Source organism: Microbispora sp. H10670 (assembly GCF_014161385.1).
Classification (GTDB): domain Bacteria; phylum Actinomycetota; class Actinomycetes; order Streptosporangiales; family Streptosporangiaceae; genus Microbispora; species Microbispora triticiradicis.
In genome coordinates this window covers 33326-53672 of the sequence record NZ_JABBWW010000023.1, presented here as the reverse complement: position 1 = coordinate 53672, position 20347 = coordinate 33326, and the positions used below count along the sequence as shown (strand labels likewise).

Annotated in this window: 14 protein-coding genes; 3 read left to right on the top strand and 11 right to left on the bottom strand. The window is 75.5% G+C overall.

Annotated features, from left to right (window positions below; all coding sequences use genetic code 11):
- Nucleotides 1-13: 13 nt before the first annotated feature.
- Entirely contained in the window at nt 14-3397 is a 3384-nt protein-coding gene (locus HHX33_RS26900; RefSeq protein ID WP_182877037.1) for an AAA family ATPase, read from the bottom strand.
- Nucleotides 3398-3428: 31 nt separating this feature from the next.
- A complete protein-coding gene (locus tag HHX33_RS26895; RefSeq protein WP_182877036.1) occupies nt 3429-4529 on the bottom strand; it encodes an exonuclease SbcCD subunit D in 1101 nt (366 codons plus the stop codon).
- Between the two features lie 125 nt (nt 4530-4654).
- Between HHX33_RS26895 and HHX33_RS26890 the strand changes: the two genes are divergently transcribed.
- Both HHX33_RS26890 and HHX33_RS26885 read left to right on the top strand, forming a co-directional pair.
- Nucleotides 4655-6160, top strand: coding sequence for an alpha/beta hydrolase family protein (locus tag HHX33_RS26890; protein WP_182877035.1), 1506 nt, complete (start codon nt 4655-4657; stop codon nt 6158-6160).
- An 88-nt stretch (nt 6161-6248) separates the two neighbouring features.
- Complete coding sequence (locus HHX33_RS26885) at nt 6249-7778, top strand: LCP family protein (protein WP_182877034.1); 1530 nt, start codon at nt 6249-6251, stop codon at nt 7776-7778.
- Between the two features lie 83 nt (nt 7779-7861).
- On the opposite strand, the gene HHX33_RS26880 is transcribed toward HHX33_RS26885, so the two are convergent.
- The 8 genes from HHX33_RS26880 to HHX33_RS26845 all read right to left on the bottom strand — a co-directional run bounded on the left by HHX33_RS26880 (nt 7862) and on the right by HHX33_RS26845 (nt 18588).
- The gene (locus tag HHX33_RS26880; RefSeq protein WP_182877033.1) at nt 7862-8857 is read right to left on the bottom strand and encodes an enolase C-terminal domain-like protein; all 996 of its coding nucleotides are present in this window, start codon (nt 8855-8857) and stop codon (nt 7862-7864) included.
- 106 nt (nt 8858-8963) lie between these two features.
- Nucleotides 8964-10316, bottom strand: coding sequence for an MFS transporter (locus tag HHX33_RS26875; protein ID WP_259402886.1), 1353 nt, complete (start codon nt 10314-10316; stop codon nt 8964-8966).
- A gap of 29 nt (nt 10317-10345) precedes the next feature.
- Nucleotides 10346-11503: a vWA domain-containing protein gene (locus tag HHX33_RS26870; RefSeq protein ID WP_182877031.1), complete on the bottom strand. Its 1158-nt coding sequence runs from the start codon at nt 11501-11503 to the stop codon at nt 10346-10348.
- Nucleotides 11503-14154 (bottom strand): DUF5682 family protein, encoded by a 2652-nt coding sequence (locus HHX33_RS35190; RefSeq protein ID WP_220502234.1) that lies wholly within the window; start codon nt 14152-14154, stop codon nt 11503-11505. Before HHX33_RS35190 ends, HHX33_RS26870 begins: the two co-directional genes overlap by 1 nt.
- On the bottom strand, nt 14144-15211 hold the full coding sequence (locus tag HHX33_RS26860; protein WP_182877030.1) for an ATP-binding protein: 1068 nt from the start codon (nt 15209-15211) through the stop codon (nt 14144-14146). The genes HHX33_RS35190 and HHX33_RS26860 overlap by 11 nt, the downstream gene beginning before the upstream one ends.
- A complete protein-coding gene (locus HHX33_RS26855; RefSeq protein WP_182877029.1) occupies nt 15208-16560 on the bottom strand; it encodes a DUF5691 domain-containing protein in 1353 nt (450 codons plus the stop codon). The genes HHX33_RS26860 and HHX33_RS26855 overlap by 4 nt, the downstream gene beginning before the upstream one ends.
- Before the next feature lie 208 nt (nt 16561-16768).
- On the bottom strand, nt 16769-17923 hold the full coding sequence (locus tag HHX33_RS36535; protein ID WP_310741548.1) for an SWIM zinc finger family protein: 1155 nt from the start codon (nt 17921-17923) through the stop codon (nt 16769-16771).
- A 113-nt stretch (nt 17924-18036) separates the two neighbouring features.
- A complete protein-coding gene (locus HHX33_RS26845; protein ID WP_182877028.1) occupies nt 18037-18588 on the bottom strand; it encodes a class I SAM-dependent methyltransferase in 552 nt (183 codons plus the stop codon).
- A gap of 151 nt (nt 18589-18739) precedes the next feature.
- On the opposite strand from HHX33_RS26845, the gene HHX33_RS26840 reads away from it, so the two are divergent.
- Nucleotides 18740-19285, top strand: a complete 546-nt coding sequence (locus HHX33_RS26840) for a DinB family protein (RefSeq protein ID WP_138460049.1) — start codon at nt 18740-18742, stop codon at nt 19283-19285.
- A gap of 42 nt (nt 19286-19327) precedes the next feature.
- Here the strand turns inward: HHX33_RS26840 and HHX33_RS26835 are convergent, their stop codons facing one another.
- Nucleotides 19328-20215 (bottom strand): fumarylacetoacetate hydrolase family protein, encoded by an 888-nt coding sequence (locus tag HHX33_RS26835; protein WP_182877027.1) that lies wholly within the window; start codon nt 20213-20215, stop codon nt 19328-19330.
- Nucleotides 20216-20347 lie beyond the last annotated feature (132 nt).

The window sequence follows — 20347 nt, the reverse complement described above, 5'->3', positions numbered from 1 at the left end:
CCCGGTGCCCGCGTCAGGCGTGCGCCAGGGTGGAGCCGCCGCGGTTCTTCAGCACGCGGAGCTGGGCGGGGATGCGCACGCGCAGCTCGGCGACGTGGCTGACGACGCCGACCGCCCGGCCGCCCTCCCGCAGCCCGTCGAGGATGTCGAGCACGTCGTCGAGCGTGTCCTCGTCGAGCGTGCCGAAGCCCTCGTCCACGAAGAGGGTGCCGATCTCCGCGCCGCCCGCCTCCGCCGTCACCACGTCGGCCAGGCCCAGCGCCAGGGCGAGGGAGGTGATGAAGCTCTCGCCGCCGGACAGGGTGGCCGGGTCGCGCTCCACCCCGGTCCAGGCGTCGAGCACCCGCAGGCCCAGCCCGCCGCCCGACCGGCCCCGGTCGCCCGCGGTCCGGTTCAGGTCGTGCCGCAGCAGGTAGCGCCCGCCCGACATGTGGTCGAGGCGCTCGTTGGCCGCGTCCACGACCTGCCGCAGCCGCTCGCCGAGCACGTACGCCGACAGCCGCATGTGCCATCGGTTGTCACCGGAGGTGCCGCCCGCCAGTTCGGCGAGGCGCCGGGCCAGGCGGTGCCGCTCCTCGGCCGGCCGGTGGGCGCGCGCCGCGGCGTCCAGCTCGCCGGCGAGGGCGGTGAGCTGGTCGAGCCTGCTCCGCGCGCGGTCACGGGCCGAGGTGCGCAGACCGTGCTCGCGCTCGGCGGCGTCGTGCGCGGCGCTCAGCTCCGCCAGGCCGGCGGGCGGCTCGGCGGCGGCCGCGACCAGCTCGGGATCGGCCAGCAGCCCCTCCACCGTGGCGCGTTCGGCGTCCAGCAGTCCCAGCCGCTCGGTCATCGCCTCCCGGTCCTCCGGGGTGCGGACCGCGGCGGCGGCGTGCTCCACGCTCGCGAACCCCTCCCCCGACGCGGCGCGGGCCGCCGCGGCCCGCGCGGCCTCGCTCTCGCGCCCGGCCTCCGCCGCCGTACGCGCCGCGTCGGCCGCCTCGCGCAGCAGGCCGGCCTCCTCGGAGAGGCGGTCGATCCGGGCGGCGAGCGAGGGGTCCGCGCCCCGCGCGGCGTCGATCACCTCGGCCAGCCGGCGTTCCCCGGTCTCCAGCATGTCCCGGTGGGCGCGGGCCTCGGCCAGCTCCGCCCCCCTCCGCGCGGCCAGCGCGCCCAGCTCCTCCAGCTCGGCCGTGAGCCGGGCGGCGCGGGCGGCGAGCTCCTCCTCCGCCTCCGCCTCCGACCGCGCCCGGCCGAGCCGGGCCTCCACGTCCGCGAGATCGCCCTCCAGTCCCGCGGCGAGGCGCTCCCCCTCGGCGAGCAGGGCGTCCCGCCTGGTCCTGGTCTCGGTCAGCAGCCCGGCCAGCTCCCCGGCCCGCTCGCGGGCGTCCTCCAAGGCGGCGGCGAGCCGTCCGGCCTCCGCTTCGGCCGCGTCGACCGCGGACGCGGCCGACCGCAGCCGCGACAGCTCGTCCCGGGCCTCGTCCAGGGCGGTTCCGGCGGCCTCCTGGGACAGGTCCCCGGCGCGGGACTCCGCGTCGGCGAGGCGCGAGGAGAGCCCCGCGACGTTCGCCTCCGCCGCCTCACGGGCGCGCTGCGCCGCGTCGAACGCGTCCTGCGCCGCCCGCTCGTCCTCGGCCGTGGCGGCCCGTACGGCGGGCTCGGCCGGGCGGGGATGGCCGGTCGCGCCGCACACGGCGCAGGGCAGCCCGTCCACGAGCCCGGCCGCCAGCTCGGCGGCCATTCCGTCGATGCGGTCCTGCCGCACCTCCTGGAGCCGGTCCCGGCGCTCCTGGGCCAGGTCGACCGCCGCGCGGCGGTCCCGCTCGGCCGCCTCCAGCTCGGCGGTCAGCGTGTCACGCAGCCGCGCGCTGCCGAGCCGCTCCTCCGCCGTCCGGGCGGCGGCCTCCAGCGCGGGAATCCGCGCGGCCATGTCGCGCAGGTCCCGGAGCCGTTCCCCGGCGTCGGCCAGGGCCGCGGGCAGCTCCTGCTGGTCGGCCCGCGCCCGCGCCTCGTCACCCGAGAGCCGGGTCAGCTCGGCGTCGAGCAGCGCGGCCTCCCCGGTGACCGCACGCAGCCGCAGCGCGGCGTCCCTGGCGGCGGTCAGGCCCGGAAGGCTCGCCGCCGCCCGGCGTGCCCCCGCGAGCCGCTCCTCGACGCCGAGACGCTCCCCGGGCAGCGCGGCGAGCCGCCCGGCCAGGCGGGCCTCCTCCTCGGACAGCGCCGCCAGCGCGCGCTCGGCGCCCGCCCGCTCGTCCCGCACCTCCCGCAGGCGCGCCTCCTCCGGGAGGATCTGGCGCACCCGGGCGATCTCGTCGCGCCGCTCCCGCTCCAGCACGGCCAGCCGCTCCGGGTCCGGCCACACCGGGCCGTCCGGAGCGCCGGGGAACGCGCGGAGCATGGCGTCGGCGGCCACCCGGCGGGCCTTGGCCACGGCCTCCGCGCGCTGCTCGGCCTGGCGGACGAGCGGCAGCACCCGGTCGGCGCGCGCCGCCTCGTCGAGCATCGCCTCGAGGTCGGATCGCTCGTCCGCCGCCGCGTCGAGCTCCTGGCGCCGGGCCAGGGCGGCGGCGTGCCTGCGCTGCCGGTCGGCGAGGGCCCGGCCGTCCTCCAGCCTGCTCCGGGCCGACGACAGGCCGGCCTGGCTCGCCGCGCAGGCGGTCACCGCGTGGGCGAGCGCGCCCTCGGCGAGGCTCAGCACCTCACCCGACCAGGTCTCCGGTCCGTCCGCGTCCTCGGGCAGCGCGAGGTCTCCCGCCGCGCCGCGCATGCGGTCCAGCACCGAGTGGACCCGCTGGGCCAGCTCCTGCGCCTCCCGCCCGGACCGCGTGCGGTGGTCGGCGAGCCAGCGCTCCACCTCGCCGAACACCCGGACGGAGAAGAGCCGCTCCAGCAGCTCGCGCCGCTCCTCGCCCCCGGCGCGCAGGAACTTCGCGAAGTCGCCCTGCGGCAGCAGCGCCACCTGGCAGAACTGGGCGGCGTTCATCCCCGTGAGCGTGCCGATGAAGTCGCCGGCCTCGTCGCTGCGGGTGCTGCGCGCGACCCACCGCCCGCCGGGCTCGGTCAGCTCCTCGACCAGGGCCTTGGCCTTCTCCTCGACGAGACCCGAGCCCCTGAGCTTCGGCCGCATCCACGCCGGGGAACGCGTGACCCGCAGGCGCCTGCCCCGGATCGTCGCCTCCAGCGTCACCGACGGCCCCCGGGCAGGCGGCGCGTGGTCGCAGCGCAGGCTGCGGGCGCTCTCCCGCTGGCCGGGCACCCGCCCGTACAGGGCGTAGCAGACGGCGTCGAGCACCGTCGTCTTGCCCGCGCCGGTCGGGCCGTGGATCAGGAACAGGCCCGCCTCGCCGAGCGCGTCGAAGTCGACCTCCTCCGTCCCCGGGAAGGACCCGAACGCGACCAGGCTCAGCCGATGCAGCCTCACCGGACCTCCTCACCCGGCACGGGCCGGCCGCTCACGCGCTCTCCCTGATGCGGCACGCCTCGACCGCCTCCTCCAGCAGCCGCCGTTCGTCGTCGTCGGCCTGCTCCCCGCGCACCTCGCGGACGAAGTCGAGCGCCACCTCGATCTCGGCCCTCCCGGCGATCCTCGGCGCCTGCGGAGCGCTCCCGGCCGCGCCGTCCGGTTCGAAGGCGAGCGCGAGCGTGTGCGGGAAGCGCCCGCGCAGGCGTTCCATCGCCTCGCGCGGGCGCACCGGGTCGGTCAGCGTCACCTGCAGCCAGTGGTCCTCGTGCCGGGCGAGGCGGGCGTCGGTCAGCAGGTCGTCGATGCGGCCCCGCAGCCTGGCGACCGGGCGCGGCACCGGGGCCGGGACGAACTCCGTCGGCCCGCCGTCCAGGTCGGCGAGCCAGGAGCCCTTCAGGTGGCCGGCCTCGGAGAAGGAGTAGGCGATCGGCGAGCCGCTGTAACGGACCGTCTCGCTCATCACCTGGCGCCCGTGCAGGTGGCCGAGGGCGACGTAGTCGGCGCCGTCGAAGGCGCTCAGCGGCACGTGGGAGACCCCGCCGACGCTGATGTCCCGTTCGCTGTCGCTCGCCTCCCCTCCGGTGACGAACGCGTGCGCGAGCACCACCCTGCGCGCGGCCGGGTGCGCGCGGACGCGCTCCATGGCGTACGAGAGCGCGGCGGTGTGGCTGCGCTCGGCCAGCTCCCACGGCCCCCGGACGAGCTCGGGCTCCAGGTAGGGGATGCCGAAGAACGCGACGTCGCCGATCGTGACCGGGTCCCAGGCCCGGGCGGGGTCGGTGCGCAGGTGCACCCGCTCCATCAGATCGGCGCCGAAGCCCAGCCGTACGGCGGAGTCGTGGTTGCCGCTGATCAGCACCGTGTGCGCGCCCAGCGCCTTGAGCCTGGCGAGCGCCTCGTTGCACAGCGCGACCGCGTCCACGGGGGGCAGCGCGCGGTCGTAGACGTCGCCGGAGACCAGCACGACGTCGACCCGCTCCGCGCGGACGGTCTCGACGAGGTGGTCGACGAACGCGGCCTGCGCGCCGAGCAGGCTCTCCCGGTGGAACGAGCGGCCGAGATGCCAGTCGGAGGTGTGCAGGACACGCATGTCGCAGGAAGCTAACAGGTCCCGCCGACAAACGACGCATCAATCGTCACATCCGTGCACCGCGTGAAGAGCGAGTAATGACTTAACCTGGGTTCGGGATACGAGCACGCATGGGGGAGCGCCTCATGAACATCGGCCGGGGCACTCTCGGAGTGATCGCCGGTGTGCTGATGGTGATGCTCGCGACCATCGGCCACGTGCTCTCCCCGCCGGCCTTCGACCCGCCGCCGCTTCGCGCCTCGCCCCAGTTCCGTGACATCCCCGCGCAGCCGGCCGCCGAGGTGCGGCCGGTCGCCGGAGCGGGTTTCGGCGGCGGGCGGTTCCGCACCGAGAAACTGCTCGTGCCGGCGAGGAACGAGACGCTGCGGGCGACGATCAGGGCGCCGTTGTCGCCCGGACGCCACCCCGCGTTCGTGTTCGTGCAGGGCTCCGGCTCGGGCGACGGCGGGGAGTTCACCCAGCAGGCCGAGTGGCTGGCGAGGGCGGGCGTCGTGACGCTCGCCTACGACAAGCGGACCGTCGGCTACTCCTTCCGCAGCCGCGACTTCGGGCTGCTCGCCGACGACGCCCTGCGCATGCTGCGGGTGCTGCGCCAGCGGCCGGACGTCGACCCGGCGCGCGCGGGCCTGTGGGGAGTGAGCGAGGGCGGCTGGGTCGTCCCGATCGCCGCCGCCCGCGACCCCCGGGCGGCGTTCGTGGTCCTCGTCTCCTCGCCGAACGTCTCGCCGCTGCGCCAGGTCGCCTGGGCGCTCAACGAGCAACTGCTGCGCCTGCACGCCCCGACCGGCGTACGCGACCTGCTGACCAGGGTCATGGGCGGCGTCGGCTTCGACTTCCTGCGCTACGACGGGGCGCCCGCCCTGCGCGGGATCACCCAGCCGGTGCTCGCGCTGTACGGCACCGACGACCCCTCGATCCCCTTCGTGGAGAGCACCCAGGCCCTCACCCGGGCGCTGCGGCAGAGCGGCGACACCGGCTACACCATCCGCTTCCTCGCCGGGGCCGACCACGCCATGCGGGTCAACGGAGGGGCGTTCGCGCCGGACTACCTGCCCACGCTCGCGAACTGGATCAGGGACCTGCCGCGTACGGCGAGACCCTCGGTGCCCATCGCGGGCGCGACGCCGGTGCAGCGCTTCGAGGCGGCCGACGTGCCGGCCGCGCCGTGGTGGGGGGACAGCACGATCCTGTGGCTGACGCTCTGCCTGGCCGCGGTGGGATACGTCGCGGCCCCGGTCACCGAGATGGTCGTCCGCCTGCGCGGACGCGACCTGCGGTTCCAGGAGAACGTCCAGCGGTGGCCGGCCATCCGGCGGCGGCTGCGGCGGATGGCCTGGATCGGGCTCGGTGAACTCGCCGCGGTCATGGCCTTCATCACGCTGATCGTGCTGTTCTCGGTGAACCAGGCCGGCGCCTGGCCAGCCGTACAGGCCGGGTGGCTGGTCGTGCGGCTGCTCGCCGTCGCGATGCTGGCGCAGACGGTGGCGACGTTCGCCGCGGTCGCCGGCGGCCTGCGGGACGGCTGGGAGCCGACGCCCTGGCAGAAGAGCGTGCTCGCGGGCGTGCTCGGCGGAACGGCCCTGCTGCTCCTGACCGCGGCCTACTACGGCCTGTTCGCCTTCCCCTGGTAGGGCCGCGCCCCGGTCAAAATCCGGCAAGGACTGTTCCGGCTCGTGGCGGTCACGGGTTTTCCGCGGTCCGTGTCGCTTCAATTGAGCCGTGGTCACCCCTGGTCTGGCACGCCGGAAGGGCGCCGCGCCGGCGACGCGTCGCTCCGGGCCGGCGCGCGGAGCCGTCGCGCTCATCGCCTGGGTGGCGCTGTCGGCGGTGCTGCCGGGCGCGGCGCACCTGCGCGCGGGCCGCCGCCGCACGGGGCTGACCCTCCTCGGCGCCTACCTGACCACGGTCGTCTGCGTCGCAGGCGTCGCCGCGGGGGCCGACGCGGGCCTCGCCGGACGGGCGCTGGGGTGGCTGAGCCAGATCTCCCTGGTCTTCGTGGCCTGCTCCGTCGCCTGGTTCTGGCTGGTCGTCCGTTCGTACGCCGTCCTGCGTCCCGCGGCGCTGCCGCGCTCGGGGCAGATCCTCACCGGGCTGGTCGCGGGCGTGCTCGCGGTGGCCGTCGCGGTGCCGTTCGCGGTCGCCGCCCGGTACGTCTCCCTGTCCGAGCGGACGCTAGACGCGATCTTCACCACGCCCGGCGGGGGCGGACCGGCGGGCGCCGCCGGGGCGGGGCCCGAGGATCCGTGGGCGGGCCGGGACCGCGTCAACGTGCTGCTGCTCGGCGGCGACTGGGGCGCCGACCGGATCGGGATGCGCACCGACAGCATCAACGTCGCCAGCGTCGACGTCCGCACGGGCCGCGCCGTGCTGCTCGGCCTGCCCCGCAACCTGGAGCACGTGCGGTTCCCTCCGGGCAGCCCGATGGCCGTCCGGTTCCCCTTCGGGTTCCGGCTTCCGGAGTATCGGCCCGGTTGGCGGGAGGACCTGCTGTTCTCGGTGTGGCAGTACGCCGACGACCACCCCGAACTGTTCGGCGGCCACCGGCACATGGGCGCGCAGGTCCTCAAAGAGACGGTCGGCTACATCCTCGGCCTGCGGATCGACTGGTACGCGCTGGTCAACATCTGGGGCCTGGCGAAGATGATCGACGCTCTCGGCGGGATCGTGCTCACCGTGGACCGCGACATCGTGTACGGCCGGTACGACGAGGGGGTGGTCAGGGCCGGGACCCGCCGCCTGGACGGCACCGAGGCGCTGTGGTACGCCCGTTCCCGCACGATGAGCGACGACTTCGACCGGATGCACCGTCAGCGATGCCTGCTCGGCGCGCTGCTCGGCCAGGCCGACCCGGCGACCGTGCTGACGCGGTTCACCCAGATCGCGGCGGCCACCCGGAGGATCCTCAGCACCGACGTGCCGAGGCCGATGCTGGAGCACCTGGTGCCGCTGGCCTGGAAGGTCAAGCACGCCGGGGTGACCAGCCTCCAGTTCGTGCCACCGCTGGTCAACACCGCCTACCCCGACTGGGACCGGATCCGGCTGCTCACGGCGCGGGCGATCCGTGACTCGCTGCACGCCCAGACCTCTCCTCCGGCCACCCCGTCGAACGGCTTCCCGGCCGGTCCGCGGCGGCTCCGGCATCGCCACTCTCCCTCCCCCGCGCCGGTGCCGACCGTGCCGCCGTCGCCGGGGACGCCGAGCCCGATCGGGGACGGCTGCGGGGCGCCGGGCACGGCGACGGCGCGCTGAAAGATCGTGACCTCACCGGGGACCGGCGTGGCTCGTCCCTCCGGGGCGCGACGAAGGCGGGTGGCCGGCGTACGCCGGGCGGATCAGACGCGGAACGACTCGCGGGCGAGGCGGCGTACGCGGTCCTCGTCGACGGTGTGGCCGAGGCCGGGCTGGGTGAGCGGCACGGCGACGACCCCGCCGGACGCGCCGACCGGCGGGAGCACCACCTGAGCGCTGCGCGGCGGCTCGGCCACGTCGCTGGGCAGGGTGCAGCCGGGCAGGCTGGCGACGGCGACCGTCGCGGCCCGGGCCAGGCCCGCGCCGAGGCCGCCGGCGCAGACGATGCCCCACCCGGCCTCCGCCGCGTGGTCGTGCGCGCGCCGCACCGCGCCGAGCGAGCCGAACCTGGCGGGCCGCAGCAGCAGCGCCCGGCCCGCGCCGAGGCGCGTCGCCTCGTCCAGCTCGGCCACGGAGGCCACCTCGACCGCGACCGCGGCCGACACCCGGTCCTGCAGGTCGGCGCTGGTCAGGAGGTCCTTGAAGGGGCGCTCTATGGCCACCACCCCATAGGCGTCCAGCGCCTCCAGCTGGGTGATCTCGGTGTAGGCGCCGCGCCCGTCCACCGCGATGGCCAGGCCCGGGTAGGCGGCGCGCACGGCCCGCAGCGGCTCGACGTCCCAGCCGGGGTGGACGTCCAGCGTCACGTGCCCGTAGCCCGCGCAGACGTGCCGGTTCACCCGGGCGACCATGCTCTCCAGCGAGCGGTCCGCCGCCAGCCTGACCGTCGCGATCAGGGACGTGCGGGTGCCGCCGAGGGCGTGGGCGAGCGGGACGCCGTTCATACGGCCCCACAGGTCCCAGCAGGCCATGTCGCCGGCCGCGCCGCCCGGATTGTCCCCCAGCTCCGAGGGGTGTTCCCAGTCGAGGCCGACGAGCGCGGGCAGAGCCCGCTCCAGCGGCCCGGCCGCGGCCGGATCGACGGCCTCGCCCCAGCCGACCATGCCGCCGTAGTCCGTGATCTTCACCAGGACGGTCTCCGGACGCCTGCCGTACGGCAGGGTCATCCTGAAGACCTCCAGCTCGCGGACACGCGGCACTCGGATCCCCTCGTTTCTTCCCCGTATCCCCGCCGGCGGCCGTTCCGTGGCGTCATGCCCCGGGCGGCCGGCCCGGCCTGCTCCACGGCGGGATTTCCGGGAGTCCCTAGACCTCCATGGTGCCCGGTTCGCGGCGGTGCTCGAACCGGCCGCCGACGACCGCGGCCGTGCCGGCCATCACGACCAGCAGGCCGAGGCACGTGACGTAGACCCACGACCTGCCCCCGTACGCCGCGAACAGGGCGCCGGTGACCGCGACGGCGACGACCGCGAAGACCGACTCGCCGATGCTCAGCGAGGCGCTGTTGCGGCCCTCCTCCCCCGGCGCGGACAGCTCCAGCACCAGCACCGACAGCGTCGGGAAGACCATGCCGATGCCCAGGCCCGCCACCAGCCAGCCCGCGAACGCCATGACGACCGGAGTGGCGGGGACGACGACGAGGGTGGTGACGCAGATGCCGGCGGCGATCAGCGTCGCGCCGAGACGGATGGTCAGCGCCCGCGCGTGGGGCCTGCGCCCCTGGATCCACGAGCCGAGCGACCAGGCGAGGGCTCCTCCGGTGAGCGCGAGACCGGCCTCGGCCGTGTTCAGGTGCCGCTCCCGGACCAGCATCAGCGGGACGAACACCTCGGCGGCGAAGAACGACCCGGCGCCCAGGCCCCGCAGCGCGATCACCGTGGGCAGGCCCCGGGCGGCGCGCAGCGTGCCCCGGGGCAGCAGTCTCGGCAGCGCCAGCGCGAGGACCGCCAGCCCGGCGCCCGCCAGCAGGACCCCCGCGCCCGCCGCGCCGCTGCCGTACTGCAGCAGGGCCGCGCCGACGGCGGCGCACACGCCCCAGGCGAACCGGGGCAGGAAGGCCCGGCCCATCGCCTCTCTCGGCTGCCCGGCCGGCGGGGGCAGGCCGCGCCACATGACCAGCGCGGCGGGAACCGACAGCACGGCCACGCCCAGGAAGATCCAGCGCCAGCTCCAGGTCTCGGCCACGAAGCCGGTGACGGCCGGGCCGACCACCGACGGCAGCACCCACGCCGCGGCCAGCGCCGAGAACACCTTCGGGTGCATGGCGGAGGGGTAGGCCTGGGCGACGAGGACGTACAGCGCCACGTTGAACAGGCCGCCGCCGAGCCCCTGGAGGAACCGGCCGGCGAGGAAGACCTCCATGGCGGGCGCGAACCCCGAGACCGCCAGCCCGGCGACGAACCCCGCGACCCCCGTCCACAGGGCGGGGAACGGCCCCCGCGCGTCGCTCCAGCGCCCGCCGACCACCGTGGCGATGACGTTGGCCGCCATGCCGCCGCTGAACGCGAGGCCGTAGAGGCGGTAGCCGTTCAGCTCCCGGCCGATCAGCGGCATCGCGGTGGCAACCGCCAGATACTCGAACGCCACGAGCATCACCAGGGCCACGATCCCGACGCTCAGGGAGCGGTAACGCTGGCTGAAGACGGTTGGAGCGGACATTACCGAAGTCATGATACGGACCTTACAAATCATCGTCCGGATGGCGTTATCCGGCATTGGTCGTAGGACCGGCGCTCGATGGCGGCCGCCATCAGCTCGGGGAAGGCGTCCGGGGTGCAGGCGAAGGCCGGCACGCCCATCGCGGCCAGCGCCACCGCGTTCTCGCGGTCGTACTGCGGCGCCCCCTCGTCCGACAGCGCGAGCAGCACGATCACCTGGACCCCGGCGGCGGTCAGGGCGGCGATCCGGCGCAGCATCTCCTCCCTCGGTCCTCCCTCGTACAGGTCGCTGACCAGCAGGAGGATCGTGTCGGCCGGCCGGGTGACGAGGTTCTGGCAGTAGGCCACGGCCCGGTTGATGTCGGTTCCGCCGCCGAGCTGGGTGCCGAACAGCACCTCGACCGGGTCACGCAGCTGATCGGTGAGGTCCACCACGGCCGTGTCGAAGGCCACGAGCGAGGTCCTGAGCGCGCGCATCGAGGCGAGCACCGCGGCGAAGACGCCCGCGTACACCACCGAGACGGCCATCGAGCCGCTCTGGTCGACGGCCAGCACGACGTCCCGCCGGACACCCCGCTGCCCGCGGGCGTACCCGACGAGCCGGGACGGCACGACGGTCTTCCGCTCGGGCAGGTAGTTGCCGAGGTTCGCCCGGATCGTCCGGTCCCAGTCGACCTCGGCCGTCCTCCTGGGCCGGTGCGTCCTCGCCGAGCGGTCGAGCGCGCCGCTGACGGCGGCCAGGGTGCGGCGCGTCAGCCGCGCCTCCAGATCCCGCACGACCGTGCGGACGACGGCCCTGGCCGACTCGCGGGCCCGCTCCGGCATCAGCCGGTTCAGCGACAGCAGGGTGCCCACGAGATGGACGTCGGGCTCGACCGCCTCCAGCATCTCGGGCTCCAGCAGCAGCCGGGTCAGGTCGAGCCGTTCGATGGCGTCCTTCTGCATGACCTGCACGACACCGGCGGGAAAGTGTTCCCTGATGTCTCCCAGCCAGCGGGCCACCCGCGGCGCGGACGCGCCGAGGCCGGCGCCGCGCCGCTCCTGCTCGTCGTAGAGGGCCGTGAGCGCGGCGTCCAGCCGGGCGTCCGCGCCCTCCAGCGCCCCCTCCAGGCCCCCTTCCGCCGCTCCCTCCGCCGCGCCGCCCAGCACCAGCCGCCAGCGGCGCAGCCGCTCCTCCTCGCCGCCCATCAGGGCCTCCCGCCCATAGCGCCGGACATCCCGTGGCCCAGGATCTCCCGCACGGTCCGGCCGGCCGCCGCCGCCAGCGCGTCGTCGTAGTCCGCGCCGTCGCCGGGTCCGGAGCCCGACGCCGAGCCCGGCGGGGAGCCGGAGCGGACCCGCCGGCCGATCATCCGCCGCTCCGGCGCCGGGAAGGCGCCGAACGTGCGCCGCAGCAACGGCAGCACGTCCACGAATTCCTGGGAGGACAGGCCGGTGAGCCAGGTGTCGACGGTGGCGAGCAGGCGCGCGTCGTGGACGAGCAGCAGGCCGCCCCCGGAGAGGAAGCCCTCCATCCAGGCCGCGGACCGGGCCGGGGGATTGCCGGGCGACATCGACCGCGCCATGCGGGCGGCCACGTCGTCCTCCAGCGCTCCGGCGTCGCACAGGATCCGCACGATCCGGCCGTCGAGCAGCCCCGGCAGGTCGTCGCACCGGGCGATCCCGGCCAGCGTCGTGAGCCACCGGCCGCTTCCCATCAGCCCGGCCGCCGCGTGGACGCCGTCCACCAGCGCCGCCATCTCGCGGGCGGCGTCCTCGTCCAGCCCCGTCAGAGCGGGGGACAGCCCGGCGCAGATCCGCGCCAGCATCGACTCGGTGACGCCCGCGAGGCCCTCGGTGCCGCGCACGTCCCCGTACCGGCGGGTCCGCACGAGCGCGGGCAGCGCCCCCATGAGGTGGCGCACCTCTCCGTCGAGCGCCGCCCGGTCCTCGATCCGCCCCAGCACGTACGGCAGCGCGCCGGGAAGATGGGCCGGCAGGCAGCGTTCGACCAGCGCGGCCAGTTCGGGCAGGCCCGCGCCGCCCGCGAGGTCGCGGACGCGGGAGGTCGCCGCCGCCTCGACCGTGATCCCCCAGACGGCGGCCTCGACGAGGGCCACGTCGAGCTCCGGGCGCCACTCCAGCGACCACGACTCCTTGAACGTCCCCTTGCCGCGCGCCCGCCGCGGAGTTCCCCATGGCACGTCCAGCAGGGCGAGCCGGTGCAGCAGCCGGCTGCGGCCGAGGTCGAGCGGCCTGCGCAGGTCGAGGTCGTGCTCCCCGGTCAGTGCCTCCGGCTTCATGCGCAGCCGCCGCTGCTCGTCGCGCAGGTCACGCCGCAGCGGCACCATCGGCGTGGAGTCCGGCACCCGCCCGAGCCGCTCCCCCACGACCATCCGCCGCTGGACCAGCTCGACCGGCAGCTCGTCACCGCCGCACAGCACCGCCCGCACCGCCTCGGTGACCTCCGACAGCCCGGCGAGCGGCCTCCCGCGCAGCGCGGCCAGCCCCTCGGCCAGCCGTACGGCCTCGATGACGTGCGCGGAGGAGACGGGCAGGCCCTCCTCGCGCAGGATGGCGGACGCGCGGGCGAGCCAGCGCTCCACCGGGTGGCCGGGCGCCGTGAAGAGATGCTCGTACCACCCGGGCGCGGCGACGCCCGCGCCGTAGCCGGCGCCCGCCGCGAGCCGCCCGTGGGTCCACGGCACCCAGGTCATCTCGACCCTGACCCTGGGCAGGCCGCGCAGCAGCCGCTCGTCCTCCGCCGCCGAGGGCGGGCGGCCCGGCCCGTCTGTCGCGGCCGGGCCGGTCCCGGCCTGCGGAGCGGACCCGCCGGCGCGACGCCCCGGCAGGCCCGGCGCGGATGGTGTCAGCCCGGACGGCGATGCGGACGGCGTCGATCCGGGCGGCGTCGCTCGGGACAGGGCCAGATCGGGCGCGGTGAACTCGGGCGCGGTGAACTCGGGCGCGGTGAACTCGGGCGCGGTGAACTCGGGCGCGGTGAACTCGGGCAGGGTCAGCGCGGGCAGGTGCCAGGCCCCGCAGACCACCGCGATCCGGGCGAAGCCCTCACGCACCGCCTTCCGCAGCGTCCTGCGCATGTACGCCTCGCGCCGGGCCTCCGTGCCCTCCGCGACGTGCCCGTCGCGTACCGCCCGCATCGCCTCGGCGACCACGTCGAGCGTCCCGGCCTCGCCCCGGTGCTCGACCATGTCCTCCCACCACCGCTCCGGGTCGTCGTACCCCGCCGCGCGGGCCAGCTCGCCGATCGGATCGCGGCGTACGGGGTCGGCGTCGAGCGCGAGGCCGTGGCCGGCGGGCAGGTCGCAGAACCGCACCTCGGCGCCCGCGCCGGTGGCATAGATGATCGCCTGCCACTCCGGCGAGAACTCCGCGAACGGCCAGAAAGCGGCCCGCGACGGCTGCCCCGGCACGTACGCCAGGAGCGCGACGGGCGGGCGCATGCCGGGGTCGGCGGCGAGCGCCACCAGGCCGTCGGCCTCGGGCGGGCCCTCGACCAGCACGAGATCGGGCCGGATCCTGGTCAGCTCGTCACGCACCGCCCTGGCCGATCCTGGCCCGTGGTGCCGCACTCCGAGCACCCACACCCGCGGCCCGCCCCGGCCCACCCTCGTGTCCTCGCCCCCACCGGTGTCCCGGGCCCGGCCTTCGCCCCCGCCCACATTGGTGTCCCCGCCCCGGCCCTCGGCCCTGCCCCCGCCGGTGTCCCCGGCCCGGCCCTGGCCCACGTTGGTGTCCTCGGCCCGACCCTCGACCCGGCCCACCCTCGTGTCCTCGCCCTGGCCGCTGAGTGGGGTCGCGTGCGGGCCGGGCGAGGCGGCGGCGGTCTCAGCCGGCATCGCGGCAGGCCCGGTAGAAGTCGCGCCACTCGTCGCGGTCGCGGACGACGGTCTCCAGATACTCCTGCCACACCACGCGGTCGGACACCGGGTCCTGGACCACCGCTCCCAGGATGCCGCCCGCGACGTCGGCCGGGCGCAGCACGCCGTCGCCGAAATGGGCGGCGAGCACGATCCCGGCGGTGACGACCGAGATGGCCTCGGCCGTGCTGAGCGTGCCGGTGGGTGACTTGACCTTGGTCCGCCCGTCCGCGGTCACCCCCGCGCGCAGTTCGCGGAAGACCGTCACCACCCGGCGGATCTCCGCCAGCCCGGTCACGGTCTCCGGCAGCTCCAGGGAACGACCGAGCTGCGCCACGCGCCGGGTCACGATGTCGACCTCCTCCTCCAAGCTGGCCGGGACCGGCAGCACGACCGTGTTGAACCGCCTGCGCAGCGCGCTCGACAGGTCGTTGACCCCGCGGTCGCGGTCGTTGGCGGTGGCGATGACGTTGAAGCCCTTGGCCGCCTGCACCTCCTCCCCAAGCTCCGGGATCGGCAGCGTCTTCTCCGACAACACGGTGATCAGCGCGTCCTGCACGTCGGACGGCATGCGGGTGAGCTCCTCGACCCGGGCCAGCCGTCCGTCCGCCATCGCGCGCATGACCGGGCTCGGCGTCAGCGCCAGGCGGGAGGGGCCCTCCGACAGCAGCCGCGCGTAGTTCCACCCGTAGCGGACCGCCTCCTCCGCCGTGCCGGCCGTGCCCTGCACGAGCAGCGTCGAGTCGCCGCAGATCGCCGCGGCGAGGTGCTCCGACAGCCAGGTCTTGGCCGTGCCCGGCACGCCGAGCAGCAGCAGCGCCCGGTCGGTGGCGAGCGTCGCCACCGCGACCTCGACGATCCTGCGCGGGCCGATGTACTTCGGTGTGATCTGCCCGCCGTCTCCCAGCACGTAGGTCGTCACCGCCCAGGGCGAGAGCCGCCAGCCCGGCGGGCGCGGCCGGTCGTCGGTCTTCGCGAGGATCGCCAGCTCGTCGGCGAACTGCTCCTCCGCGTGCGGGCGCAGAACGGTGGTCACGAAAGCTCCTTCAGCATGTCGAAGCGGAACCGCAGGGTCGCGGCCAGCTCGGGCACCTCTCCCGCGTGGGCGTACGCCGCGGGATCGAATCGCTCGCCCGCGAGCCGGATCAGCTCTCCGGCGTTCCACGGCTGGGTCCGCGTGGTCTCCACGATCTTCTTGAGCACGGCCCTCGCGAGCTGGGACCCCCACGGCCGCGGCACGCCGCCCAGCATCATGACCAGCTGGCCGTCCACCGGGTGGCCGGCCACCAGCTCGGCCGCCCGGTGAGATCGCTCCTCGGGCGGGAGCACGGCCAGCAGGTCGGTCAGCGGCTCGGCCTCGAACAGGGCACGCGCCCACGTCGCGTCCCGCTGCAGGATGGCGGCCCGGGTCCAGCCCATGCGCACCTCCCGCTCCCAGTCGCCGATCCTCGTCCGGGCGATCTCGTCCGGCGGCATACCGAGGTGACCCGGCCAGAAGGACAGCGGAGTGTGCGCCACCACCTGCTGCAGCCACCAGCCCCGCGTCTCCATGCCGGCGGGCGGCCGGGCCCGCACGCCGTCGCGCTCCATCTCGCCGTCGCAGTCCGCCGGCGGTTCCGCCGAGATCCCGGGACCGTTCCCGGTCACGAACCGGGACGCCCGTGCCGTCATCCGATGGGCCAGCCGCGACCGCGGCAGGCGGGTGAGGAGGTCGGCGGCGGCCTGCCGCACCTCACGGCGCCGGTCGTCGAGCGCCGCCTCAAGGAACGGCTCGTCGGCCATGCCGAGCCCCTCGGCGAGGATCGTGACGAAGACGGCCCGGTCCTCCGGCGTCTCCGCGCTCCAGCCGCGTTCCAGCAACTCCCGCGCGGCCGCCGGATCGCGCCGGCGTGTGGCGGCGAGGAAGGCTCGTCTGTCTCCGCTCGTGCCGAGCTCCCACACCTCCCCCGGCGGCACGTGTGCCGGCTCCTCCAGCAGGTACGCCCAGGCGGAGTTGAGACCGGCGAGCCAGCGGCCCCGGGCCCCGGTGACCGCCCCCAGGTGCGCGCGGATCGACCGGTCCCGCGCTCCGAGGTCGAGCAGCGCGGGGATCGTGGCGGCCGGCACGCGCACCCGCCGCGCGGCCGCCGTCTCCAGCCACTCAATCAGCAGCCTGTTCTGCTCACCCGCGAGCATCCGGGCCAGCCGGGCCGCGGCGGCACGGGGCACGGGCGGCAGCGTCTCCTCCGCGGCCGGAGCCGGCGGCGTGCCCCTCCCCGGCCGCCGTCCCGCGCGCATCCGGACCACCTGCTCGGCGGCCCGCTCCAACAGGCTCTCGGGCGGGACGGCGCGGCGGCCGGCGCCCACCAGCGCGGTGGACACCAGTTCCTCCCACGAGCCGGTCATCGGGCGGCCCTTCTCACCAGGGGAACCGCGCGGGCCCGTCCTCCGGATACCGCCTCCACCGGTCGGCCTGCACCGAGGCCGGTCGCTCCGCTCCGGAAGCGGGGCGAGCGGCCGGGAGAGGCGGCCGGACGACCCGGCCGCCGGGCAGGCGTCGCGATCCTGAGCGTGGGCGCCGCCGGCGACGGCGCGACCACGGCCGGAACCGGCGTCATAGGCGAACCACCTCGCCCTCCTCGTCCCAGACCGTCAGCGGGAGCAGCCCGCGCGGCGTCCACTCGGCGGCGACTGTCACCGGCCGCCCGCCGGAGACGGCCAGCAGCCGCCACGGGACGCCCACGGCAGGGTGCAACGGCAGGTGCGGCGCCAGCACCGCTCCCGCACCGCCGGTCCCATCGCTGTCGATCCCGGCACGGTCGGCCCCCGCACGGTCGGGCCCTTCAGTGACGACCCCAGCACCATGGGCCCCCGCACCGCAGGGCCCCTCGCTGTCGACTCCAGCACCATCGGCGCCCGCACCGTCGGCGAGGCCGTCCGGGCAGGGGACGACCCCGGCGAGCACCAGCGGCCACGAGTCGGTCCAGGGATCGGCCGCGAGCACCTCCGCGATCAGCGCGGGGACCAGCGAGATCTCCGTCCCCGGTGGCGGGCCCGCCTCGACGTCGCCGTGCCGCACGGCCACCAGGGCGCGCAGCGGCGATGCGCCCGGGTAGAAGGCGAGGTCGGCGTCGATCGTCGTGCCCGGCGGCGGGAACGACTCCGGCGGCTGCCCGACCGGCGAGAACGACAGCACCATCGCCGGGCGGCCGGTCGCGCGGCCCGCCAGCCACATGCGCCGGGCGACCAGCCGCTCCTGCTCCTCGTCCCGGCAGCCGACGACGTCCCAGTGGTCCCGCACCACCGGGCCGGCCAGCACCGACTCCCTCGTGACGGGGAAGCCGACCCGGGTCCGTACGGTCTGCCGCAGCGGCCCGGGCAGCGCGTCGGCGCGGCGGTGGGCGACGGCCAGCAGATGAAGCAGCGCGTACTCCCCGAGAAGGAGACCCGGCCAGTCCTCGGCGCCGAGCACCCGGGGCAGCCGGGTGACGATGCCCGCCACACCCGGCGCCTGAGCGTCGACCAGCCGTCTGGCGAGGTCGTCCCAGCCGGCCGGGCCCGTCTGGCGCGCCTGCGCGATCCCCTGCCCGATCTGGTCGGCCAGCCACCGCTCCAGCTCCGACAGTCCCGCGGCGACCCTGCCCTCCCGCTGCTCGGCCTGCCCGCGCCTGACGGCCGCCCGCCCGGCCGTTTCCCCGGCACTGTCAGCGGCACCGGCGCGGGCGGAAGGCGCCTCGATCGCCTGGTCCCGGCTCCGTCCTCGCGTCACGCGCCGCAGACTAGCCAGCGCCGCCGACAAAAACGCCTTCGCCTGGAGGATGGGCCTCCGGCCCTCTCCTGGCACTCCGCGAACGGCACCGGTCCTGCTGTTCCAGCGGCGCTTTATCGGAAGGAGACCAGCGGCAGGGTGACGGCGGTCACCTCATGACGGCGCCGCACCGGTCCGATCCCCGCGACTTCCAGGGTGACCGGAGCGGAGTCGGCGGCCCACTCCTCCCATGCCCGGTGTTCGGGACGCCTCGTCTCGAACACGAGGTGACCACCCGGGCGCAGCGCGGACCGGATTCCCCGCAGGGTCCGGGTCCAGTCGTCGTCGGTGAGGAAGACCTGCGCCACGTTTCCGGTCATCACCGCGAGGTCGAAGCCGAGAGCGGGCAGCGACGTCGCGTCGCCATGGACCCAGGTGACTCTTCCGGCCGGGTCCTTCGATCTCGCCACCCCAAGCGACGCCTCGGCCGGATCGACCCCGACGACCGTACGGCCGCTGTCCGCGTGCAGGACCGCCAGGCACCCCGTGCCGCATCCGATGTCGAGCGCGCGGCCCGCGCCCAGCTCGTCGGCGATGCCGAGGTAGGCCGCCAGATCGTCGCGGGCGCCGCCGAAGGCGTCGTAGACGGCCGCGAGGCGCGGATGAGCGAAGATCGCGTCAGGCACGCCACGACCATAACCGCGAGCGCCCCGACCCGGCGTGTCCGTCTCTCCGTCCTATCCGTCCCGCGGCCGAGGCCCGGAACGCCTCGGGAGGCCGAACGCCGCTCCGGCCGCGGTCCCGGGAACTGTCGGTGCCGTCTGACAGGGTCGGAGTGTGAACGAGATCCCCGAGGCGAACTACTCGAAGAAGTGGGACGGCGACTCCCGGTCCGCTCCCGTCCTCGTCGGCGACGAGCGAGAGATCCTCACCGCCTCCCTGGACTGGCACCGCGAGACGTTCGCGCTCAAGTGCTCCGGCGTGCCGAAGGAACGGCTGTCCGACCAGGGAGTGCCGCCGTCCGTGCTGAGCCTCCACGGCATCCTCCGGCACCTCGCCGGCGTCGAGCGGTGGTGGTTCCGCATCCAGTTCGCCGGTGAGGACGTCCCGCTCCTCTACTACTCGGACGACGACCCCGACCAGGACTTCGAGGATCTGGGCGGGGACGTCGACGAGGCGTTCGCCGTGTGGCGTGCGGAGTGCGAGCGCTCCCGGGAGATCGTGGCCGCGGCCCGGTCGCTGGACGAGACCGGTGTCAAGCGGGCCACCGGCCAGCCGATCTCGCTGCGCCGCATCCTGGTCGACATGATCGCGGAGTACGCGCGCCACAACGGGCACGCCGACCTGCTCCGCGAGCGGATTGACGGCGCCACGGGCCACTGACGCTCCGCGCGGGCCCGCACCGGGCGGACCCGGCCGGGGAGGTCACCGGCCGGGCAGGTCCCGCCACAGGTCGATGCCGTCGACCGCGCTCACCGGGGTGACCAGACGGCCGAGGCCGTCGATCTCGATGGTCACCTCGTCGCCGGGCGTCAGCGTGAAGTCCGACTCAGGCACGAGGCAGGTGCCGGTCGTCAGGATCACCCCGTACGGATAGCGGTCGGCGCGCAGGAGGTGTTCGACGAGGTCGTCGATCCGCCGGTGCAGCCGTCGGGTGCTCGCCGAGCCCGCCCAGATCTCGCGGGAGCCGCGCGAGATGCCGAGCCGGATGCCGAGGTCGTAGGGGTCGGGGACCTCCCAGGCGGGACGGATCCCCGGGCCGAGCGCGGTGGCGCCGAGGTACATCTTCGCCTGCGGAAGATACAGCGGGTTCTCGCCCTCGATGGAGCGGGAGCTCACGTCGTCGCAGACGGTGTATCCGGCGATCTCCCCGCTGGCGCAGACCACCACGGCCAGTTCCGGCTCCGGGACGTCCCAGGACGAGTCGGGCCGTACGGCGATGGCCTGCCCGTGCCCCCGGACCCGCCAGCCGAGCGACTTGAAGAACAGCTCGGGGCGGGGGGCGTCGTACACCCGCTCGTAGATGTCGGGCTCGTGGCTCTCCTCCTTACGTGCCTCCCGCGATCTCCGGTAGGTGACGCCCGCGGCCCACACCTCCGTCCACCGGTCCACGGGCGCGGCGAGTGCCAGTGTCACGGCCGGGCCAGACGCCGCCGCGAGGGACCGGCGGAAGTGGTCGAGGCCGGACGAGAGCGCCTCCCCGAGCGAGAAGTCCTCCGGCAGCAGGCGGTCGCCCTCCTCGTCGCGCACGGCCCAGCGGGCGGGCCCGGGGACGCCGGTGTCGTCGGAGAGGTGGCCACGAACGAGTCGCATCAATGTGTGCCTTCACGAGTCGATGGGTTCCGGTGACGCGGGTGCCGCGGCCCCCGCGTGTAGGACAGCGTGTACGAATCGGGCCGTGAGAGGAAGGGTTCGGTCACCGGGTGGGGGCCGACGCCGTCGTCA

Excerpts from the sequence above, each read along its gene's own strand:
- HHX33_RS35190 (WP_220502234.1), bottom strand. The coding sequence starts at position 14,154 with ATGCCGGCTGAGACCGCCGCCGCCTCGCCCGGCCCGCACGCGACCCCA.
- HHX33_RS26875 (WP_259402886.1), bottom strand. The coding sequence starts at position 10,316 with ATGTCCGCTCCAACCGTCTTCAGCCAGCGTTACCGCTCCCTGAGCGTC.
- HHX33_RS26855 (WP_182877029.1), bottom strand. The coding sequence starts at position 16,560 with ATGACCGGCTCGTGGGAGGAACTGGTGTCCACCGCGCTGGTGGGCGCC.
- HHX33_RS26835 (WP_182877027.1), bottom strand. The coding sequence starts at position 20,215 with ATGCGACTCGTTCGTGGCCACCTCTCCGACGACACCGGCGTCCCCGGG.
- HHX33_RS26895 (WP_182877036.1), bottom strand. The coding sequence starts at position 4,529 with ATGCGTGTCCTGCACACCTCCGACTGGCATCTCGGCCGCTCGTTCCAC.
- HHX33_RS26870 (WP_182877031.1), bottom strand. The coding sequence starts at position 11,503 with ATGGGCGGCGAGGAGGAGCGGCTGCGCCGCTGGCGGCTGGTGCTGGGC.
- HHX33_RS26890 (WP_182877035.1), top strand. The coding sequence starts at position 4,655 with ATGAACATCGGCCGGGGCACTCTCGGAGTGATCGCCGGTGTGCTGATG.